Origin of the sequence: Candidatus Nitrohelix vancouverensis, from assembly GCA_015698305.1 — a bacterium.
Taxonomy (GTDB): domain Bacteria; phylum Nitrospinota; class Nitrospinia; order Nitrospinales; family VA-1; genus Nitrohelix; species Nitrohelix vancouverensis.
In genome coordinates, this window is record CP048620.1 from 867,596 (window position 1) to 884,175 (window position 16,580).

15 protein-coding genes are annotated in these 16,580 nt (G+C 52.0%); 9 read left to right on the forward strand and 6 right to left on the reverse strand.

From position 1 onward, the window contains the following. Positions 1-92: 92 nt before the first annotated feature. The 6 genes from G3M78_04250 to ychF all read left to right on the forward strand — a co-directional run bounded on the left by G3M78_04250 (position 93) and on the right by ychF (position 7,542). The gene (locus G3M78_04250) at positions 93-1,019 is read left to right on the forward strand and encodes an RluA family pseudouridine synthase (protein QPJ64643.1); all 927 of its coding nucleotides are present in this window, start codon (positions 93-95) and stop codon (positions 1,017-1,019) included. Between the two features lie 830 nt (positions 1,020-1,849). After that, positions 1,850-2,950 carry a rod shape-determining protein RodA gene (rodA, locus tag G3M78_04255; GenBank protein ID QPJ64644.1) on the forward strand — a complete coding sequence of 367 codons (1,101 nt, stop codon included), beginning with the start codon at positions 1,850-1,852 and terminating at the stop codon, positions 2,948-2,950. A 106-nt stretch (positions 2,951-3,056) separates the two neighbouring features. Continuing rightward, a complete protein-coding gene (locus G3M78_04260; GenBank protein QPJ64645.1) occupies positions 3,057-4,604 on the forward strand; it encodes an Rne/Rng family ribonuclease in 1,548 nt (515 codons plus the stop codon). Positions 4,605-4,648: 44 nt separating this feature from the next. Beyond that, a complete protein-coding gene (bamE, locus tag G3M78_04265) occupies positions 4,649-4,933 on the forward strand; it encodes an outer membrane protein assembly factor BamE (protein QPJ66762.1) in 285 nt (94 codons plus the stop codon). 35 nt (positions 4,934-4,968) lie between these two features. After that, the gene (locus G3M78_04270) at positions 4,969-6,402 is read left to right on the forward strand and encodes an MFS transporter (GenBank protein QPJ64646.1); all 1,434 of its coding nucleotides are present in this window, start codon (positions 4,969-4,971) and stop codon (positions 6,400-6,402) included. A 42-nt stretch (positions 6,403-6,444) separates the two neighbouring features. Continuing rightward, on the forward strand, positions 6,445-7,542 hold the full coding sequence (gene ychF / locus G3M78_04275) for a redox-regulated ATPase YchF (GenBank protein ID QPJ64647.1): 1,098 nt from the start codon (positions 6,445-6,447) through the stop codon (positions 7,540-7,542). 173 nt (positions 7,543-7,715) lie between these two features. Here the strand turns inward: ychF and G3M78_04280 are convergent, their stop codons facing one another. Then, on the reverse strand, positions 7,716-8,468 hold the full coding sequence (locus G3M78_04280; GenBank protein QPJ64648.1) for an MBL fold metallo-hydrolase: 753 nt from the start codon (positions 8,466-8,468) through the stop codon (positions 7,716-7,718). 111 nt (positions 8,469-8,579) lie between these two features. Between G3M78_04280 and G3M78_04285 the strand changes: the two genes are divergently transcribed. Together G3M78_04285 and G3M78_04290 are read left to right on the forward strand one after the other, a co-directional pair. Beyond that, entirely contained in the window at positions 8,580-9,539 is a 960-nt protein-coding gene (locus G3M78_04285) for an NAD-dependent epimerase/dehydratase family protein (protein QPJ64649.1), read from the forward strand. 125 nt (positions 9,540-9,664) lie between these two features. Next, on the forward strand, positions 9,665-11,608 hold the full coding sequence (locus tag G3M78_04290) for a hypothetical protein (protein ID QPJ64650.1): 1,944 nt from the start codon (positions 9,665-9,667) through the stop codon (positions 11,606-11,608). A 23-nt stretch (positions 11,609-11,631) separates the two neighbouring features. Here G3M78_04290 and G3M78_04295 read toward each other — a convergent pair whose 3' ends face one another. The 3 genes from G3M78_04295 to G3M78_04305 all read right to left on the reverse strand — a co-directional run bounded on the left by G3M78_04295 (position 11,632) and on the right by G3M78_04305 (position 13,699). Next, positions 11,632-11,961: a hypothetical protein gene (locus tag G3M78_04295; GenBank protein ID QPJ64651.1), complete on the reverse strand. Its 330-nt coding sequence runs from the start codon at positions 11,959-11,961 to the stop codon at positions 11,632-11,634. Positions 11,962-11,969: 8 nt separating this feature from the next. After that, on the reverse strand, positions 11,970-12,380 hold the full coding sequence (locus G3M78_04300) for a hypothetical protein (GenBank protein QPJ64652.1): 411 nt from the start codon (positions 12,378-12,380) through the stop codon (positions 11,970-11,972). 131 nt (positions 12,381-12,511) lie between these two features. Further along, the gene (locus G3M78_04305; protein ID QPJ64653.1) at positions 12,512-13,699 is read right to left on the reverse strand and encodes a hypothetical protein; all 1,188 of its coding nucleotides are present in this window, start codon (positions 13,697-13,699) and stop codon (positions 12,512-12,514) included. A gap of 164 nt (positions 13,700-13,863) precedes the next feature. Here G3M78_04305 and G3M78_04310 point away from each other — a divergent pair, with 164 nt between their 5' ends. Further along, positions 13,864-14,220, forward strand: a complete 357-nt coding sequence (locus G3M78_04310) for a hypothetical protein (GenBank protein ID QPJ64654.1) — start codon at positions 13,864-13,866, stop codon at positions 14,218-14,220. Between the two features lie 86 nt (positions 14,221-14,306). On the opposite strand, the gene hemG is transcribed toward G3M78_04310, so the two are convergent. Further along, positions 14,307-15,740 carry a protoporphyrinogen oxidase gene (hemG, locus tag G3M78_04315; GenBank protein QPJ64655.1) on the reverse strand — a complete coding sequence of 478 codons (1,434 nt, stop codon included), beginning with the start codon at positions 15,738-15,740 and terminating at the stop codon, positions 14,307-14,309. 62 nt (positions 15,741-15,802) lie between these two features. Next, positions 15,803-16,351 (reverse strand): hypothetical protein, encoded by a 549-nt coding sequence (locus G3M78_04320; protein QPJ64656.1) that lies wholly within the window; start codon positions 16,349-16,351, stop codon positions 15,803-15,805. Between the last annotated feature and the right edge of the window lie 229 nt (positions 16,352-16,580).

The window sequence follows — 16,580 nt, forward strand, 5'->3', positions numbered from 1 at the left end:
ATTTTTTTATGGCCCCGAGTTATGTCATCAGTTTTAAAATAGGATCTGTTTGACATGAGCTGTTTTGCTGACAGGCCGGGTTGAACCTGAAGATGGAACTTACAATTTTGCAATTCACAGCGACGGATGCAGATGCCGGGATGCGTTTGGACGTCTTCCTGGCGGAAGCGCAGAGCGAGGTAACGCGTTCGCAGATCAAAAAATGGATCGACGCGGATCGGGCGCTGGTGAACGGTCGGGCGGAAGCGGCGCGTTACAAATTGAAGGCGGGCGACGCGGTCTGTCTGGAGCCGCCGCCGCTGGCGCCTTCGCAGACCCTTGCCGAGTCGATCCCTCTTAAAATCCTCTTTGAAGACGAGCATTTTCTGGTGATCGACAAACCGGCGGGCATGGTCACGCATCCGGCGCCGGGGCATTCCGGCGGCACGCTGGTCAACGCGCTGTTGCATCATTGCAAGGACTTACCGGGCATCGGCGGCGTCGAGCGTCCGGGCATTGTGCATCGCCTTGATAAAGAAACGTCCGGTCTGGTGGCGGTTGCAAAAACCAATGCGGCGCTCAACCATCTGGCGGGCCAGTTCAAGAACCGCACGATTCAAAAGGTGTATCTGGCGCTGGCGCAGGGACGCTTCAAGGAAGCGCGGGGGAAAATAGATTCCAGCGTCGGACGGCACAAGGGAGACCGAAAGAAAATGACAGCGGGCGCGGTGGACGGTCGGGAAGCCGAGACCTATTACGAAGTGAAGGAACAGTACGATCTTTTCGCCTGGCTCCGTTTGTTTCCCAAAACCGGGCGCACGCATCAGATTCGCGTGCACCTGGCATCCATCAACCACCCGGTTCTGGGCGATAAACTTTATGGCGGCAGGATGGACCCCCGTCTCGGGCGCCTGTCGCGCCATGCTTTGCATGCCCACCGTTTGGAATTGAACCACCCCGCTACGGAAGAGCGAATGCTATTTGAGTCGCCTTTCGCCCCAGACCTGGAAAGCTACCGGCTCCGGGCGACCAAAAGCTAAGACTTCTGCAGATTTCCGGCGGCGAATGTCGCATGCGTTTTAAACGAATTTTGGCGTTGTTTGTCCTGCGTCTGAGTTTTCCCCAAGGGCTGTGGAAAACTTGTGGATAAGCCTGTCTCTCCCTTTGAAATTTCATAACTTAGGGAGATTTTGAGTATATGGAGCGTTTAAAGGCGCATGGCTTAATATACGATTTTACAAGCATTTGTGGAATTATTGGGTCTGGTTTGTTATTAAAGCGTTTTAGCTGTTGACAAATTTTTTTTTATCCACAGTTTGAACAATAGTAGACAAAATGGCTTTGATTCTGGCTCAAGCGGCCCAAATATCCTGTCGGAATTTTGACGCTATTGTGAGGGTTTAACCGCAACAAATTTGTTAGGATTTGGTTAGGGGCGCTTGAGTCCTTCCCTAGAATGTGGGAAAAACTCCCGTCAGAATTTTTGACGGCGGTTGGGAGTTCCTAAGCGAAGGGGAAAGACGGAACCGAATCTTGGCTCCTCGAAACAAGCCTGTATGAAGCCCTTTGACCGAGGTCCTTAAAATTTGAGAATCCCGGACATCGCGAGCTGGAGGATCGAAGGAATCTATTTTGAGATGTCTTTGGCCCCTCGCGCAGGTTTTTCCACAGACGATGTGAATAGTTTGTGGAATAAATTCGCAAGGCTTAGGAAAGACGGGGACATGCGCCGCAAAGGCCAATCTGCACAACTTCTGCCCAGTTTTTTAAAACGTTTAAAAGCAATCTGTTATAATGTCCGCGTGAAATTGCATTCAATGGCAGGTTCAACCCGGCTGAAGTCTCTCCTTGCAGGTATGCGCGTCCGACTATGATCAATCCCAGACAATTATCTAATTTTTGCTGGTGGTATTTTTTGCTGATATTAGGAACCGCGCTTGTCGGCGTGGTTTTTATATACAGCGCCAACCACGGTCGACCCGAAGAATTTTTCAGGAATCTATATATCAAGCAGTTGTACTGGATCCTTTACGGTTTCCTTGTCATGCTGATTGCGATCCTTGTGGACTACCGCCTGCTGAATCGTTACGCCTACCTGATATATTTTCTCACCCTGCTTGCGCTGGGCTATGTGTTGATCAACGGCGTGGTGGCGTCGGGCGCGAAGCGCTGGATTCATATCGGTCCCTTGACCTTGCAGGTTTCCGAGTTTGCCAAGTTTGCTTTGATCATTGCGCTCGCGAAATTTTTTGAGACGACAAAAATGCAGGGCCAGTACCGTTTGTTTGATTTGTGGATACCGGCCTTGTTGACGCTCATCATCGCCTTGATGATTGCGGCTCAACCGGATCTGGGCACGGCGCTGGTTTTGTTTTTTATCTTCGTTGTGTTCATCACTGCGATAGAGTTCGACTCGAAAACCCTGGTGAAATTATTTGTGACGGCCCTGGCAGTGACGCCTGCCTTATGGTTGTTTTTAAAAGATTATCAAAAAAGCCGATTGTTGACCCTGGTCAACCCGGAGCTGGACCCGCTGGGGGCGGGTTATCATTCGATACAGTCAAAAATTGCTATCGGTTCGGGCGGATTCTGGGGCAAGGGTTTGATGGCGGGCACCCAGAGCCGTTTGAATTTTTTGCCGGAAAAACACACCGATTTTATTTTCTCGGTTTTTGCGGAAGAATCGGGCTTCATTGGCGTTGCGGTATTGCTGTCAGTCTACCTCATCATCATCCTGAAGGGATTGAACATTGCGTTTCGCGCCGGGGATCGTTTTGGCTTCCTGCTGGCGTTGGGGATCATTTGCTCCCTGACTTTCTACACCGTGTTTAATATTGGGATGACCATCGGTTTTTTCCCCATCACCGGCCTGCCCTTGCCCTTGCTGAGTTATGGCGGGTCTTCGTTGATAACCAATTTTTTTGCGTTTGGATTGCTATTGAATATCGAAATGCGCCGAACCGTGCATTGACGAGCGCTGAAAGCTGTCCAATGGGACGGGCAACGTGCTATAATCGCTGTTTAAAAAAGACAAATTCGGTATTCAAATCTCCTATTTTTAGAATCAGTCGCACTCTATGCAATCAGAAATTCTGATCAATTCCAATGCGCGCGAAATTCGCGTGGCCTTGATGGAGAACAACCAGTTGGTCGAGTTGTTCATCGAACATCAACAGCATAAGGGCATTGTCGGCAACATATATAAAGGGACCGTTACCAAAATTCTGCCTGGAATGCAGGTGGCTTTTGTCGATATCGGTTTGGAGAAAGCCGGGTTCCTCTATGTTGGCGATATCGACGTGCTCGACTTGCTGGATTTGGAAAGTCATGACGAAAGTTGCGTGCCTTTGAGCGACAGCGCGGAGACGGGCGCGGATCAGGAAAAATCCATGCGCAACATGAATCATGACATCCCCATTCAGGAGATTTTGAAGGAGGGGCAGGAGATCATGGTGCAGGTCGCCAAGAATCCGCTGGGAAGCAAGGGGCCGCGCATCACGACTTACATCACCCTGCCGGGTCGCTATCTGGTGTACATGCCGACGGTGGATCATATCAGCGTCTCTCGACGCATCGAAGACGAGGTTGAAAAGGAACGGCTGAAACAGGTGATCGCCGGGATAGGCAACCCGCACGAAGGTTATATCGTGCGCACCGCCGGCCAGGGTTGCGGCAACGAAGATTTTCAACCCGATCTGAATTTCCTGCATCGGCTCTGGGGCAATTTGAAGGACATGCCGGGGAGCGACAACGGATCGCGTTTGTTATACGAAGATTTGAATTTGATCTTTCGCTCGATCCGGGATTTGTTCACGCACGATGTGCAACGTCTGGTGATCGATTCCAGAAGCGCTTACGAAAAATGCGTTGAGTTTTGTTCGAACTATCTGCCGCATCTGGCGGACAAGATTGAGTTGTATGAAGACCCGGCGCCCCTGTTCGACCACTACGGCATCGAAGTGGAGATCAACCGCGCGCTCGACCGCAAAACCTGGCTTAAATCCGGCGGTTATATCGCCATAGACCAGACTGAAGCGCTGGTGGCGATCGACGTGAATACCGGTAAATTCGTCGGTCACAGCGATCCCGAAGAGACGATTCTTACCACCAATCTGGAAGCGGTGAAGGAAATCGTCTATCAGTTGAGATTGCGCAATATTGGCGGTATCATCATTGTCGACTTCATTGACATGGTCAAGGAAGAGAGCAAGGAGATGGTGTGGAACGCTCTCAACCAGGCGCTGAAAAGCGACCGTTCGCGCACCAAGATTCTGAAAATTTCAGAGATCGGTCTGGTCGAGATGACGCGCAAACGGGTGCGCGAAAGTCTGGTGCAGAATTTATGCGAACCCTGCTCCTATTGCGAAGGCGAGGGTTATATCAAATCCCCGTCGACGACCTGTAGCGAGATCATTCGCGCGATTCAGAAAATCGGATACATCCCTCAGTCCAAAAAGCGCATCGTCAATGTCGAGGTTCATCCGCAGATCTATGATTTGATGTTCGAAGAAGAAAGCACGTATCTGGAAGAGCTGGAAGAGATGTATGATTTGGAGGTTCTGTTCCAGGTCAATTTGAAACTACACCGGGCCAAGTTCCGTGTGAGCGTTGCGGAGGCAGAATGAAACTGTTTCTAAGGGCGTTGAAGCAAAAGCAGTCGCTTGTTCAGTTGTGTCTGGCGTTGGTATTGTGTCTGGGGCTTGCCGCTTGCGGCACGACGGGCCAGAAATTTGATGAGAATTTATTTGGAAGTATCGAAAACGGTAAAACCACTCAGAAAGAAATTCTGGACATGTTTGGACCGCCCTACCAGAAAGGTTTGGAGAACGGCGATTTCATCTGGGTGTATGAATACAATAAATATAATCTCCTGAGCGGAAACGTCTCCAAGGATCTGCATATTTCCTTTGATCGTGATGGCATCGTCAAATCTCATCAATTCATGAGCAATTGACCCATTCTGCCCGCCTTTTGACCTTAATTTAACGCATGTTCGGTTTCAGCCGAAGACAGCAAACCACCTTGCATCTGACCTGGTTTGCTTTCTTTTTGACCTTTGTGGCCTGGTTCAACATGGCCCCGTTCAATACGACATTGATCAAGACTCTGGGCTTCACACAGGCTCAGATCGATTTGCTGATGATCTGCAACCTGGCGTTGGCGATTCCCGCGCGTATTTTCATCGGCGGTTTGTCGGATTATTATGGGCCGCGGATTGTTTTCAGCGGGTTGCTCGTCTATGCCGCCCTGGTTTGCGTCGCCTTTGGCCTGTCCCAGACTTTTGAACAGGTGTTGGCGACGCGCTTGCTGATGGGCATCGTCGGCGGCGGATTTGTGGTTGGGACGAAGATGATCTCCGACCATTTTCCCGACAACCGGATGGGACTGGCACAAGGAATCTACGCCGGCTGGGGTAATTTTGGCGCGGCGGCGGCGGCGTTTTCTCTGCCTGCAATCGCCTGGGCCTTTCCTGAAGAGACGGGTTGGCGGGTGGCGTCTTTCATTCTTGGCGGAGTTTGTTTGCTGAGCGCGGTCGCTTACTGGCATTACGCGGAAGACACCAACGGATTGCTCAAAGGGCATCTGTCTTTCAACGGTTTCGCGATTGAGGTGGGTTCTCGTCGCGATTTCATTTTGCAAGCGTTGACCTTGTCGGCGATTTTGGGCGGGATGGTTTTGATCGTCTACAAACTGACCTACGCAGAATATCCTTTGCTTTCGCCTCGAGGCGGTTGGATTGCTTCGGCGGTTTTGTTCGGTTTGTATGCGTGGAATATAAGGAGCATTTACAATTTGAACAAGGGGCGCTTCAGCAATGGCGGCGGCGAATACGATTACGCTTTCAGTCAGGCGCTGATCCTCAGTCTGGTCTACGCCCTGACCTTTGGCGCGGGGCTGGCGATCATATCCATTTTTCCAGAATTCCTGCAAATCACTTTTGGTTTGTCCGTGGTCGCGGCGGGAATCTTTGGCTCGACCCATTCGGTATTGAATCTGATATCACGACCCGGAGGCGGTTGGATTTCGGATCAATGGGGTCGCCGCAAAACTTTGATAGGCGTTGTGTTTGGCGCCTTTGTGAGTTTGCTGGTGATGTCGCAGATATCCTCCGAATGGAGTTTGATCGCTTCTGTGATGGTGGGGATGCTGGCAGGTTTGTTTCTTCAGGCGGGCAATGGCGCTTGTTTCGCTATCGTCCCGCGCGTGCGTAAAGAATTGACGGGCAAGCTGGCAGGCCTGGTTGGCGCTTACGGCAATCTGGGCGGGATCATTTTTTTGACCGTGTACAGCCTGACGGACACAGAGGGTCTGTTCCTCAGCATGGCGGGCTTTGCATTGGCGGTTTTGGTCAGTTTATTTTTTTTGAAATCGGAGGAGCGTTTGTCTGCGGACAAGGCGCTTGCTGAAACGGTTCAGCATTAGAGAATTATATTATCTATTGAGAGAAAAGGGAGCGATTGGATTATGGGATTCACCTGCGGCCTGGTAGGCCTTCCGAATGCGGGCAAATCGACTTTGTTTGGCGCGTTGACGCGAACCAAGGCGCAAGCGGGCAATTACGCCTTCACAACCATCGAACCGAACAGCGGCGTGGTTCCGGTGCCGGATCCGCGTCTGGACACGATTTCGCAATTCATCAAGGCGGAAAAAGTTGTGCCGACGCAAATGGAGTTTGTCGATATTGCGGGGCTCATCAAGGGCGCGTCGAAGGGCGAAGGACTGGGCAACAAATTTCTCGGACATATTCGCGAGGTGGACGCCATCGCCCATGTCGTGCGTTGCTTCGACGACGGCAACGTGCCGCATGTGAGCGGAACCATCGACCCGGCCTCTGACATCGACACGGTCAACACGGAACTGATGATCGCCGATCTGGAAAGCCTGGAGCGTCGAAAAATTAAAATAGAAAAACTGGCAAAATCCGGCGACAAGGAAGCGCGCATGCAAGTGGCGGTGCTCGACAAGATCGTGTCTGCGCTGAACGACAATCGGCCGGTTCGTTCGATCACTGATTTTAACGATGAAGAGAAACGGTATGTGAAAACGCTCACGCTTCTCAGCGCCAAGCCCTCGCTTTATATTTGCAATGTCATGGACCCCGGCGATATCGAAAACGATTACGTTCAAAAAGTGAAAGAAATCGCGGCGCAGGACGGCTCTTCGCTGGTGGCGCTGGCGGGAAAAATTGAAGGCGAGATCATGGAAATCGAAGACCCGGAAGAACGCGCCATGTTCATGGAGGAACTGGGCTTGAAAGAAACCGGACTGGATCGGATGATCGCGGCGGGTTACGGCCTGCTCGACCTGGCAACCTTTTTCACCGCAGGCGGTAAGGAGAACCGGGCCTGGACGATCCGCAAAAACTCCAAGGCTCCGCAGGCGGCGGGGGTCATCCACACAGATTTTGAAAAAGGTTTCATTCGCGCCGAGGTCTATAGCCTCGACGATCTGGTTCAGTACAAGACGGAAGCGGGCATCAAAGAGGCGGGCAAACTGCGCGTCGAGGGCAAAGAGTATGTGGTCAAGGACGGCGACATTTTACATTTTCGCTTTAATGTCTAGCGGCGGCTGTCGCCGGTTTAAAGTTCGAATTGCATACCATCCTCGGCTAGAAAAATATTCAAGTCCCAAAAGTTTTCAGCGCTCGGATCGGTAGGTCACAGTTCGAATTGCATACCATCCTCGGCTAGAAAAATATTCAAGTCCCAAAAGTTTTCAGCGTTCGCATCGTTAAGTCACAGTTCGAATTGCATGCCGTCTTCGGCTAGAAAAATTTCGCCGGAGTATTCCTGCGCGCAGGCCTTTCGGATTTCATCGAGGTCGCAAGGCGGGTAAAAATGAGTCAGGCAAAGTTTGCGGCAATTCGCTTCGCGCGCCAGCCGACCCGCCCATTGCGGGCTGAGGTGACCCTTCACTTTCATATCGTCGGGAAAGGCGCATTCCAGAATCATGAGATCGGCGTCTTTTCCCAGCTCGACCATCGCTTCGCAATAATCGGTATCGCCGGAAATCGCTACAGACGCGCCGCGCGCGTCGGTCACTCGGTAGCCGCGGCTCAAGGGAATGTGTTCGACTTTCTTCGATAGCACTTTCAGGTTTTCATAGACGCGTTCTTCTTCATCCTGCTCGCTGAAGGTGATCGCGTATTCGGTGGGACGCAACCATTTGCCGAAGGAGTTCAACAATTGATCGAGAAACTCATGAAAGCCCGGCGCTGCGACAATTTCCAGATCGGCGCGACGCGGGTCGGGATAGTAGCGCGAGCCGAACAGGAAGGGAATCAAATCACAGATATGATCGGGGTGATTGTGCGTGAAAAAAATACGGTCGATGCGGTGGTAGTCAATGCCTTGATTGAGCAGGGCCTTGAGCGTTCCGTAGCCCATGTCGAACAGGGTGTTGACGTCGCCGTCCTGCACGAGCAGGCCGGATGAATTGCGATGTAAGGAGGGAACGGCAGTTCCCGATCCTAAAATGGTGATTTTCATGATAGAATTGCAACTTCCTTTCCGGCCCCGCAGTGAAGGCCGGGAGGGCTTCTTCGGGCCTCGTTCTAAAATTTCCGAATTCTATTTTACTCCTGTTATGAAGCGTATCCTATGATTCTTGTCACCGGCGCGGCCGGATTTATTGGTTATCATCTATGCCGGGCCTTGCTGGACCGCGGCGACGCGGTGGTCGGTCTGGACAATCTCAACGACTATTACGACGTTGGCCTGAAAAAAGATCGCCTCGAGCGTTTGCTGAGCGCTCCGAATTTTTCATTTCATGAGGCGGATCTGTGCGACGCCGACGCTTTGGATGCGATCGCTTCCAAGGCGCCGATTCGAAAAATCTGTCATCTGGCGGCGCAGGTCGGGGTGCGTTATTCATTGAGCAATCCTCAGGCCTATCAAAAATCCAATCTCGACGGTTTCCTCAACATCATCGAGCAAGCGCGCAAACTTGAGGCGGAAAATTTTGTGTACGCTTCGTCTTCATCGGTCTACGGCAACAATCGCAAGATTCCTTTTTCAACTGACGATCGCACCGACGAGCCGATTTCGTTCTACGCCGCGACCAAGCGCGCCAACGAACTGACCGCTCATGTTTACAGCCATCTGTATCAACTGCCCGTCACCGGCCTGCGTTTCTTCACGGTCTACGGCCCCTGGGGTCGGCCCGACATGGCGCCCTTTCTCTTCACCAAAAAAATTCTCGCGGGGGAAACCATCGACGTCTACGGTCATGGAACGATGAAACGCAATTTCACCTATGTGGACGATATCATTCAGGGCGTGATGCTTTCCCTCGACCGCCCGCAGGCTTACAAGCTGTATAATATCGGCAACGACCGGACGGAGGAGCTCGAACGCTTCATCGCGGTGATTGAAGAGATCACTGGCAAGAAAGCCCTGCGTAACGAGATGGACAAGCAACCGGGGGAGATGACGGAGACCTGGGCGGATATCGAACCGATCCAGAACGATCTGGGCTACCAGCCCAGCACGGACATCGAATCCGGCATGAAGCGCTTCATCGACTGGTATCGCGACTATTACAATATTCCCGCTCGTTGAGTTGAAGTCTGGATATGCAAGTCGTGGGATCAATGCCTTTCAATATCCCAACTCTTAATATAATTTTTGGAGCTATAAACCACTGTGCTATAGTTTCAGAGCTTTTCAACCAGAGGTTCTGAAACATGAAAGCATCTCCCCCGCTCAATGTCAGTTTTTGCTCCGCCATTCTCAGTTTTTTCACTTTCCTTTTTCTCTTTTTTACTCCTTCAAAGCTAATCGCCAAGGCGACTGTGGATCAGGACGCGTCCTGCCGGTCAACGCTGGGTCATTTCTACCTTCCAGAAAAATGCTGGAATGACACCGAAAAGAAAATCTGGTCGCAACTGCTACAAGGCAAAAAAGCCGATTTGAATTCTTTGGAATTCTGGGACAACGCGCCGAACAAACCCGCGCACCTTCAGCCACAACCCAAATCAAACGAAAACTGGGAAGAGCCGCGCCTGATACGCGCTGGTTTTCTAAGAAGCATTTTATTGAATAAAGATTTCAAGGATGAGGTTCCGCACAAGGGCGTGAGAATCTCCGGGGCCCTGTTCTGCGAAGAACTGGATCTGTCTTCGTCTCATATCGAGCGCACCGTCTGGCTGGACAATTCCCGTTTTGAAAAAAATGTTTCTTTCGACGGCGTCAAATCCGGTTTCATGCTGTCGCTGGAAGGTTCTGGAATTTTGGGAAATTTAAATATGCTGGGAGCGGTGATTCCCGGTCAATTGAACCTTTCGTCCTTATACCTTGGCGGCGGATTCAATCTGGAATCCATCCATGTGAAAGGAACGCTATTCCTGAACGATGCCGTCATCGTAGGCGCGGCGGATGTTCTTAAGAATCCTGACAATAAAAATATTGAACTGCCCTTCGTGGACCGAAGTCCCAGTTCCGTTTGCCGCGATAGAATTTTCACGAAAGAGAGCCGGGTGGCCAAGGGCAACGAACCTTCCCTGGCAACGGACAATGCCGAATTGAAAACTTCTCCGGTTGTTCGTGATGATTGTTTGCTGGAACCTGCAAACGGAGTGGAGAATTTTATGCGCGGCGCCGTTGTCGATGGCGATTTGGAAATGAACCGCGCTCGCTTTTATTACGGATTGGATATGGACCGGGCGCAGGTGGAAGGCATCTTCTTCATGCGAGACCTTTCCGCCAATCAGTTTATTTTTGTCAATGGATCGGTCAAGGGCAACGCCTATATTGAAGGTTCGCGCATTCAGTCCTTGTTCATGGAGGGAACCCGGCTGGGCGGAAGCGTGTTCATCGACCAGAACTTCTCGCGGCATAAAAAAATGTGCCTTTCATTTTTGAAAGTGGACGGTAATGTTTTTTTCGATCACAGCGTACTTGGCAATCTGGAATTATCTTATGCCTCGGTTCAGGGCATGCTTTCATTTGGCAAAGGGCGGGAGAAATCTCTTTGGCAAAACGATTCCCGTCTCGATTTGAAAAACGCATCCGCCACACGGCTTGAAATGGATCTGCACCCGAAGCAAGGCGAAGATAAATTTCCAGGCATCCCCGGCTTGATACATATTCAGGGAATGACGCTCAGCCATTGGGAACTATTGGGCGCTCAGGAAAACCGGGAAGAAGATATGGAAAATCTGAAACACTGGCTTTCCCTGCACAAACCCTACACGCCCCAGCCTTATCAGGAAGCGGCGAAAGTTTTGAGAAAGGCCGGGTTCGAGGCGGAGGCATCGGAAATCCTCTACACCGGTCGGGAACGCGAGAGACAGGAACTCAGTCATTCCTTTGGTAAAAAAATCTGGTTGCTCCTGATGGATGCTCTGATCGGCTATGGCTACAAAATTGAAAGGTCTCTCATCAGCATCGGTGTCATGATAGCGCTGGGTTGGCTGATCTCATTGGGGGCTGGACTGGTTCGTCTCAAAGGAGGGGTTTGGGTGTTCTGGTTCAGTCTGGGCAGACTGTTGCCGATCATTCGACTGGACGACGAGCATTCAAAATTTCAACTTCACGGTATCGTGAAATATTATTTTTACGTCCATCATATCGTAGGTTTTGTTCTGGGCTCCTTCCTGCTGGCGGGGCTTTCCGGGTTGACGCGCTGACAGCGCACCATCCGGGGCGTTCGTTACTCGGGGGCGGCTTCGCCGGATTTCAAGATTCCCTCGTCTAAACAGCCGCAATCTTCGCCGACTTCCATTTCATAGGCTTTGTCGCAGAGAAGTTCGGCGCTGACCCTGCAAAGAGTCGTATAACTCCCCAAACTCCCGGAACCCTGAAGACGCGTTTCGCTGGCAGCGCCAATTCTTTTGAAGGAGGAACTACTCGAAGCGGAGCTACTTGAGGAGGAACTGCTTTGTCCGGCGGCGCAGGCGCTGAGCGCGAGAACAAGACTGAAAATGAGCAGGAGTCTAAATGGCTTGCGAAATGGAAGGATGCGGATTTTTAATGGATCCATTTTTAAAATTATTCGGAGTGAGAACGATTCTTTAGAGACCTGCTTTTGAGTCGCTGTTCTATGTAGACAGCGATTCCTTTTTTCTCCTTGCCGTTTTGAGTGCATTTGCAAACGTCCCCAACGACGAGTTCAAAGGCTTTATTGCAGCTTAGACTCTGATCGACATAACAAAGATCGGTGAAACGGGCCTCGTCAGGGATTTTGATTCCCGTAGTGGGTTCGCCGGATCGAAAGCCCGTCTTATGACCGTCTTCCAAAGGCTTTGCCCAATCGCCTTCGCGGTCATTCTCTATTGCTTCAAAGACTCTTGCAGAACCGTCGCTGTTTCCCAGAGCCTGCGCGTGGGACAGGGTGGGGATCGTAAACACGAAGAGCAAAATTGAAAAAATAAGCGATGTTATTTTGTCAAAGCTCGTCATAGCGTTCTCATGCCAATTGCAAAACAAATTTTTCAAACAGGCGTCGCCTGTATCACACTGATGCAGGTTTGAAAATTCCGGTCAGCAATTGACTGGCAGGCAACAAGTTTTTCAAAAGCGCATCGCTAATATTAAGCCGATGCAGGTTTAAAAATTCCGAAGGAGCTGGTGTATCCGTGCAGGAAGGTGGAACTGCCCACCGGCCCGATCTCGCCGTTGCAGAAAAATCCGCCGAGAGGGATGGCCCCCAGTTTTTCCTTGAACATATTCGAGTCGTGGTTGGGTTCTCCATACAGGTATTGACCGCGACCGAGACAGGAAAACAGCAAGGCGCCGGAACCTTCCGCAAGATCGTTCTTTTCGCTGTAACGGGTGAGGACCATGTTGAGGTCCTCCGCCGACATGATTTTATCGCGCAGGTGGAACTGCACCAGTTGACCTTCGCGAAGCATGGCGCCCACGGAAATGCCGCCGGACTCCCGGTCCGCGCCCATCAGGTTGCGGATGAGGAAATCGCCCTGTTGCGGGTTGTCGTTCAGCGCGTTCATTTCGATGCCGAGGAACAGCGAGGTCTGCAGAAGCTCCTGGTCTTTTTCATTGAGGGTCTCGTAGATTTCCTGAAGGATTTCCAGCGGCGGTTTGCCGTCCAGGGTGCGAATCAACATCTGGTCGCATTCGGTGATGTTCATGGGCTTGCCGATGGGTCGGCATCCCTGCGCCACGACGGTGTCGAGCTGAATGTTCCCGCTCAATGCCAGGCCGACCATGCCCTTGGAGTAAATTTTATCGTCGAGGAACAGACGGTTGCCGCCGGGTTGTCGCGCGCCGCTGGCCAGTCCGCCGACTTTTTTGCTGTTCGGGTAGGCAAAGTCGAAGCCCGCGAGAAATTCCTCGCCGCGAAAAGAAAAGGGATCGGCGAGAAAAATGAAGTGTAGATTTTCCACCGCTTCGACTCCCAGCCACTCCCGCCACACGCTGGGCGCGGTGTCCTGGTCGGGCAGGTTGAGCGTATCGGAATAAATTGGTTTGATGTTCACATCAGGCAGATGCGCGCAGGTCATGCTGAAGGCCGGTTTTTGTTCGACCTCTTCCCCTGCCCCGATGATGCCGCCGCCGGTGCAACCGAAAAGGATGCCGGGGGACATCAACTTGGAGACTTTTTCACGAACCGCATCGAGATCGGTTCCATAGTTGGACGATACGAACAGAATGGTCAAATGCGGCTCTGCCCCTCCCAGTTGCTGTTTGATCGATGCAACGGTCTCTTCGATGCAAGGGTCCAGTTGTTCATTTGTCGAAATTGCAGAAGCCCATTTCATGTAAAATTCTCCCTGTTCATATCATTTTGATTGCAAGTATCATTTAGATGCACTCGATTCGATTAAGATTTATGTCCGATCTGGCGCGCCAGCGTTTGCATCTTGACAGCGGCCCGCTGAGGCGGCAATCTAGCTGTGATTGACCCTTATTCGAGAGGACCCTGATGTTCATCGAAGTCGAACCGAACAAAAATATAGACGCTTGCATCAGCCAGATGTACCGGGATGTTTCGTCTCCGCGCGAGGCCTATTGTATCCAATATCAGGTGGATGGAAAAGACGAAACCGTGCGCCTCATGGGTTACGACCGGGACGAAAACCAATTTTGTCCCGCTTACGCTTGCGCCATCGAGGAATCGGGCGATGGACTGGCCTTATTGATCTTCGGTGGAAACGGCGGTTTGCGCATGAAACTGCTGGAGGATGAGTCGGACTGGAGCGTCGACGCGCCGGGTCAATGGAGCGAAACGCATCTCATCTACCCCAGCGACAGTTTCATCGTTTACAAAGATCAGATCTAAGTTGAAACAATATTTGATTGTTCATAAAGACACGATCTAAATCCTGGCCAGGGTTGCTGTTTGCAAATATCAGATCTAGGTCAATTTCAGGGCGCGGGAACCGGCGCAACGCCAAGGGCTTTTTCGGCGGCCTTGGTGCCGTCGAGAACGCAGTCGGGAATGCCAATTCCGTGATACGCGCTTCCTGCCAGATAAAGTCCCGGATGCGCTTCCATTTCTTTTTCAATTGAGGCGATCAGTTCGCCGTGTCCCACCTGATACTGCACGTTGGATTTCCGGTTGTGGTAGACCTTGCAGAAGACCGGTTCCTGTTCGATCCCCATCATGAATTTCAGTTCCTCCCGAACCATCGTCACGATTGCGGACTCCTCCTGCTCCGCCATGTCCTCGCGCTGGGCGCCGCCGACAAAGACGCGGAGCATGACATGGTCGTCGGGCGTGCGTTTGGGAAATTTGGACGAGGTCCAGGTACAGGCCAGAATGCGTCGCCCTTCGTTGCGCGGGATGACGAATCCGAAGCCGTTCAGCGGATGCTCGAAACCTTCTTTTTTGAAGGCGATGGAAACGGTGGCGGTGGACACGTATTTGATGGTCTTCAATAATTCGGAGGCTTTGGGCGCCGTCGGCTCGATCAGCTTCGCTGTGATGCTGGCGGGGCAGGAGACGATGACAATATCCGCCTCAAGCGCTTCGCCGCCCTCAACGTTCACCTTCCAGCCCTCGCCGTTGCGGGTGATGGAGTCGATGCGGGTGTTCGGGCGAAACTGAATGTCTTTGGATTTTTCGAGAACCGCATCGACCATTTCTCCGAGACCGCTTTGCAGGGTCATGAACAGGGAGAAGGGCGCGGGGCCTTTGGGCGCAGGCGTTGCGGGTTTTTTCATCAACATGTCGCGTTTGCGCGCCAGCGCGCCGAGAATGAGCGAGCGGTATTTTTTTTCCGCCTGCACGAACATGGGGAAGGTGCTTTTGATGCTCATGGTCTCCGGGTCGCTGGCGTAGATGCCGGCCAGCATCGGTTCCGCCATTTTGCGCAGCGCCTCTTCGCCGAGTCGTCGTCTAATGAAGGAAGCCAGACTTTCATCCTCGTCGTTCTTTTTACCGGGAATGATGAGGTCCATGCCCATGCGAATTTTCCCCGACCAGCTGAACAGCGGGCTGAGGGCGAAGGGCAGGAATTTGGTCGGGATCATCAAGCTCAAGCCGTCGGGCATGGTCACCAGACGCTGACCGGTGTAGACATAGGTCTTGGGTTGCTCCGGGTTGGTGCCCATCAAACGATGCGCCAGCCCGAGGCGTTTGCAAAGCTGGATGGCCCAGGGTTTCTGCGAGATGAAAGAGTCGGGGCCGCGTTCGACGATAAAACCGTCGAAGCGTTCCGTATGAATCTTGCCGCCGAAATGTTCGGAGGCTTCGAGAACCTGACATTGCACATCGGCTCCGTTGTCGATTTCTTCCTGAATACGAAAGGCCGCCGCCAGTCCGGCGATGCCGCCTCCAATGATGATGATTTTTTTCATGCGCTTATTATGTCAGGTTTGTGAGTTGTCGGCAAACGCTTCAAGCGGAGCATTCTACCGAATCAGGAATAGGCGTTCAACTGACTTCCGCGCCCCATGCGATAAAGGAAGAGATTGCGGTCGGCGTTGACCTTGTCCGCTTGCCTGCCGGCAAAGCAGAAACGGTAGCAGACGATGCGCGCCGAAGGCTTCAACTGCCCTTCCAATAGAGGGAGAAGGCGGTCCATCGCCTGATGCGTCAGATAGAGATAAACCACGTCCGCCTGCGAGACGTCGGCGTTGAGGAAATTCTGGCGCAGGAAGCGCGTTTGCCCGGCGACGCCCGCGCGTTTGGCCAGCCATGTGGCGGACCAGACCTTGATCGGGTCGATTTCCACGCCGACGCAGTGCGCGCCGAAATCCCGCGCCGCAGAAATGGAGACCCGCCCGTCGCCGGAGCCGAGTTCATAAAAATGCTCGCCCGCTTTCAGTTCGGAAAAATCGAGGATGCGTTGGATCGAGGCCTTGCGGAGCGGGTGCCAGGGCGAGCCGAAAAAGGCCGGAACCAGCGCGATAAGGGCGACGCCGGAAACCAAAATGAGCAGGGCGATGGATAGATAAGTGCTGAACAATAGGAAGTTCCGGGTGATTATTCAGGAGCGTTCAAGGATTCGGTCAGAGCCGACAGATTGCAGGTGTAAATTAGCACGAAGGCAGAGCGCTTCGCCAGAATTAGCTGAACGCCCGGCGACCTGCTCTGCATTTTCCTGCAAGGGATTAGTTCGCTATTTTTCGCTTTATTGTTAAAAATAAATTTTAATTCTGTTATTTTAATGGCGTTGAATTATTGTTTTGTTAACG

What these genes read in the sequence shown, in the direction of transcription:
- G3M78_04250 (QPJ64643.1), top strand. Translation starts at nt 93, where the DNA reads ATGGAACTTACAATTTTGCAATTCACAGCGACGGATGCAGATGCCGGG.
- rodA (QPJ64644.1), top strand. Translation starts at nt 1,850, where the DNA reads ATGATCAATCCCAGACAATTATCTAATTTTTGCTGGTGGTATTTTTTG.
- G3M78_04260 (QPJ64645.1), top strand. Translation starts at nt 3,057, where the DNA reads ATGCAATCAGAAATTCTGATCAATTCCAATGCGCGCGAAATTCGCGTG.
- G3M78_04270 (QPJ64646.1), top strand. Translation starts at nt 4,969, where the DNA reads ATGTTCGGTTTCAGCCGAAGACAGCAAACCACCTTGCATCTGACCTGG.
- ychF (QPJ64647.1), top strand. Translation starts at nt 6,445, where the DNA reads ATGGGATTCACCTGCGGCCTGGTAGGCCTTCCGAATGCGGGCAAATCG.
- G3M78_04280 (QPJ64648.1), bottom strand. Translation starts at nt 8,468, where the DNA reads ATGAAAATCACCATTTTAGGATCGGGAACTGCCGTTCCCTCCTTACAT.
- G3M78_04285 (QPJ64649.1), top strand. Translation starts at nt 8,580, where the DNA reads ATGATTCTTGTCACCGGCGCGGCCGGATTTATTGGTTATCATCTATGC.
- G3M78_04290 (QPJ64650.1), top strand. Translation starts at nt 9,665, where the DNA reads ATGAAAGCATCTCCCCCGCTCAATGTCAGTTTTTGCTCCGCCATTCTC.
- G3M78_04295 (QPJ64651.1), bottom strand. Translation starts at nt 11,961, where the DNA reads ATGGATCCATTAAAAATCCGCATCCTTCCATTTCGCAAGCCATTTAGA.
- G3M78_04300 (QPJ64652.1), bottom strand. Translation starts at nt 12,380, where the DNA reads ATGACGAGCTTTGACAAAATAACATCGCTTATTTTTTCAATTTTGCTC.
- G3M78_04305 (QPJ64653.1), bottom strand. Translation starts at nt 13,699, where the DNA reads ATGAAATGGGCTTCTGCAATTTCGACAAATGAACAACTGGACCCTTGC.
- G3M78_04310 (QPJ64654.1), top strand. Translation starts at nt 13,864, where the DNA reads ATGTTCATCGAAGTCGAACCGAACAAAAATATAGACGCTTGCATCAGC.
- hemG (QPJ64655.1), bottom strand. Translation starts at nt 15,740, where the DNA reads ATGAAAAAAATCATCATCATTGGAGGCGGCATCGCCGGACTGGCGGCG.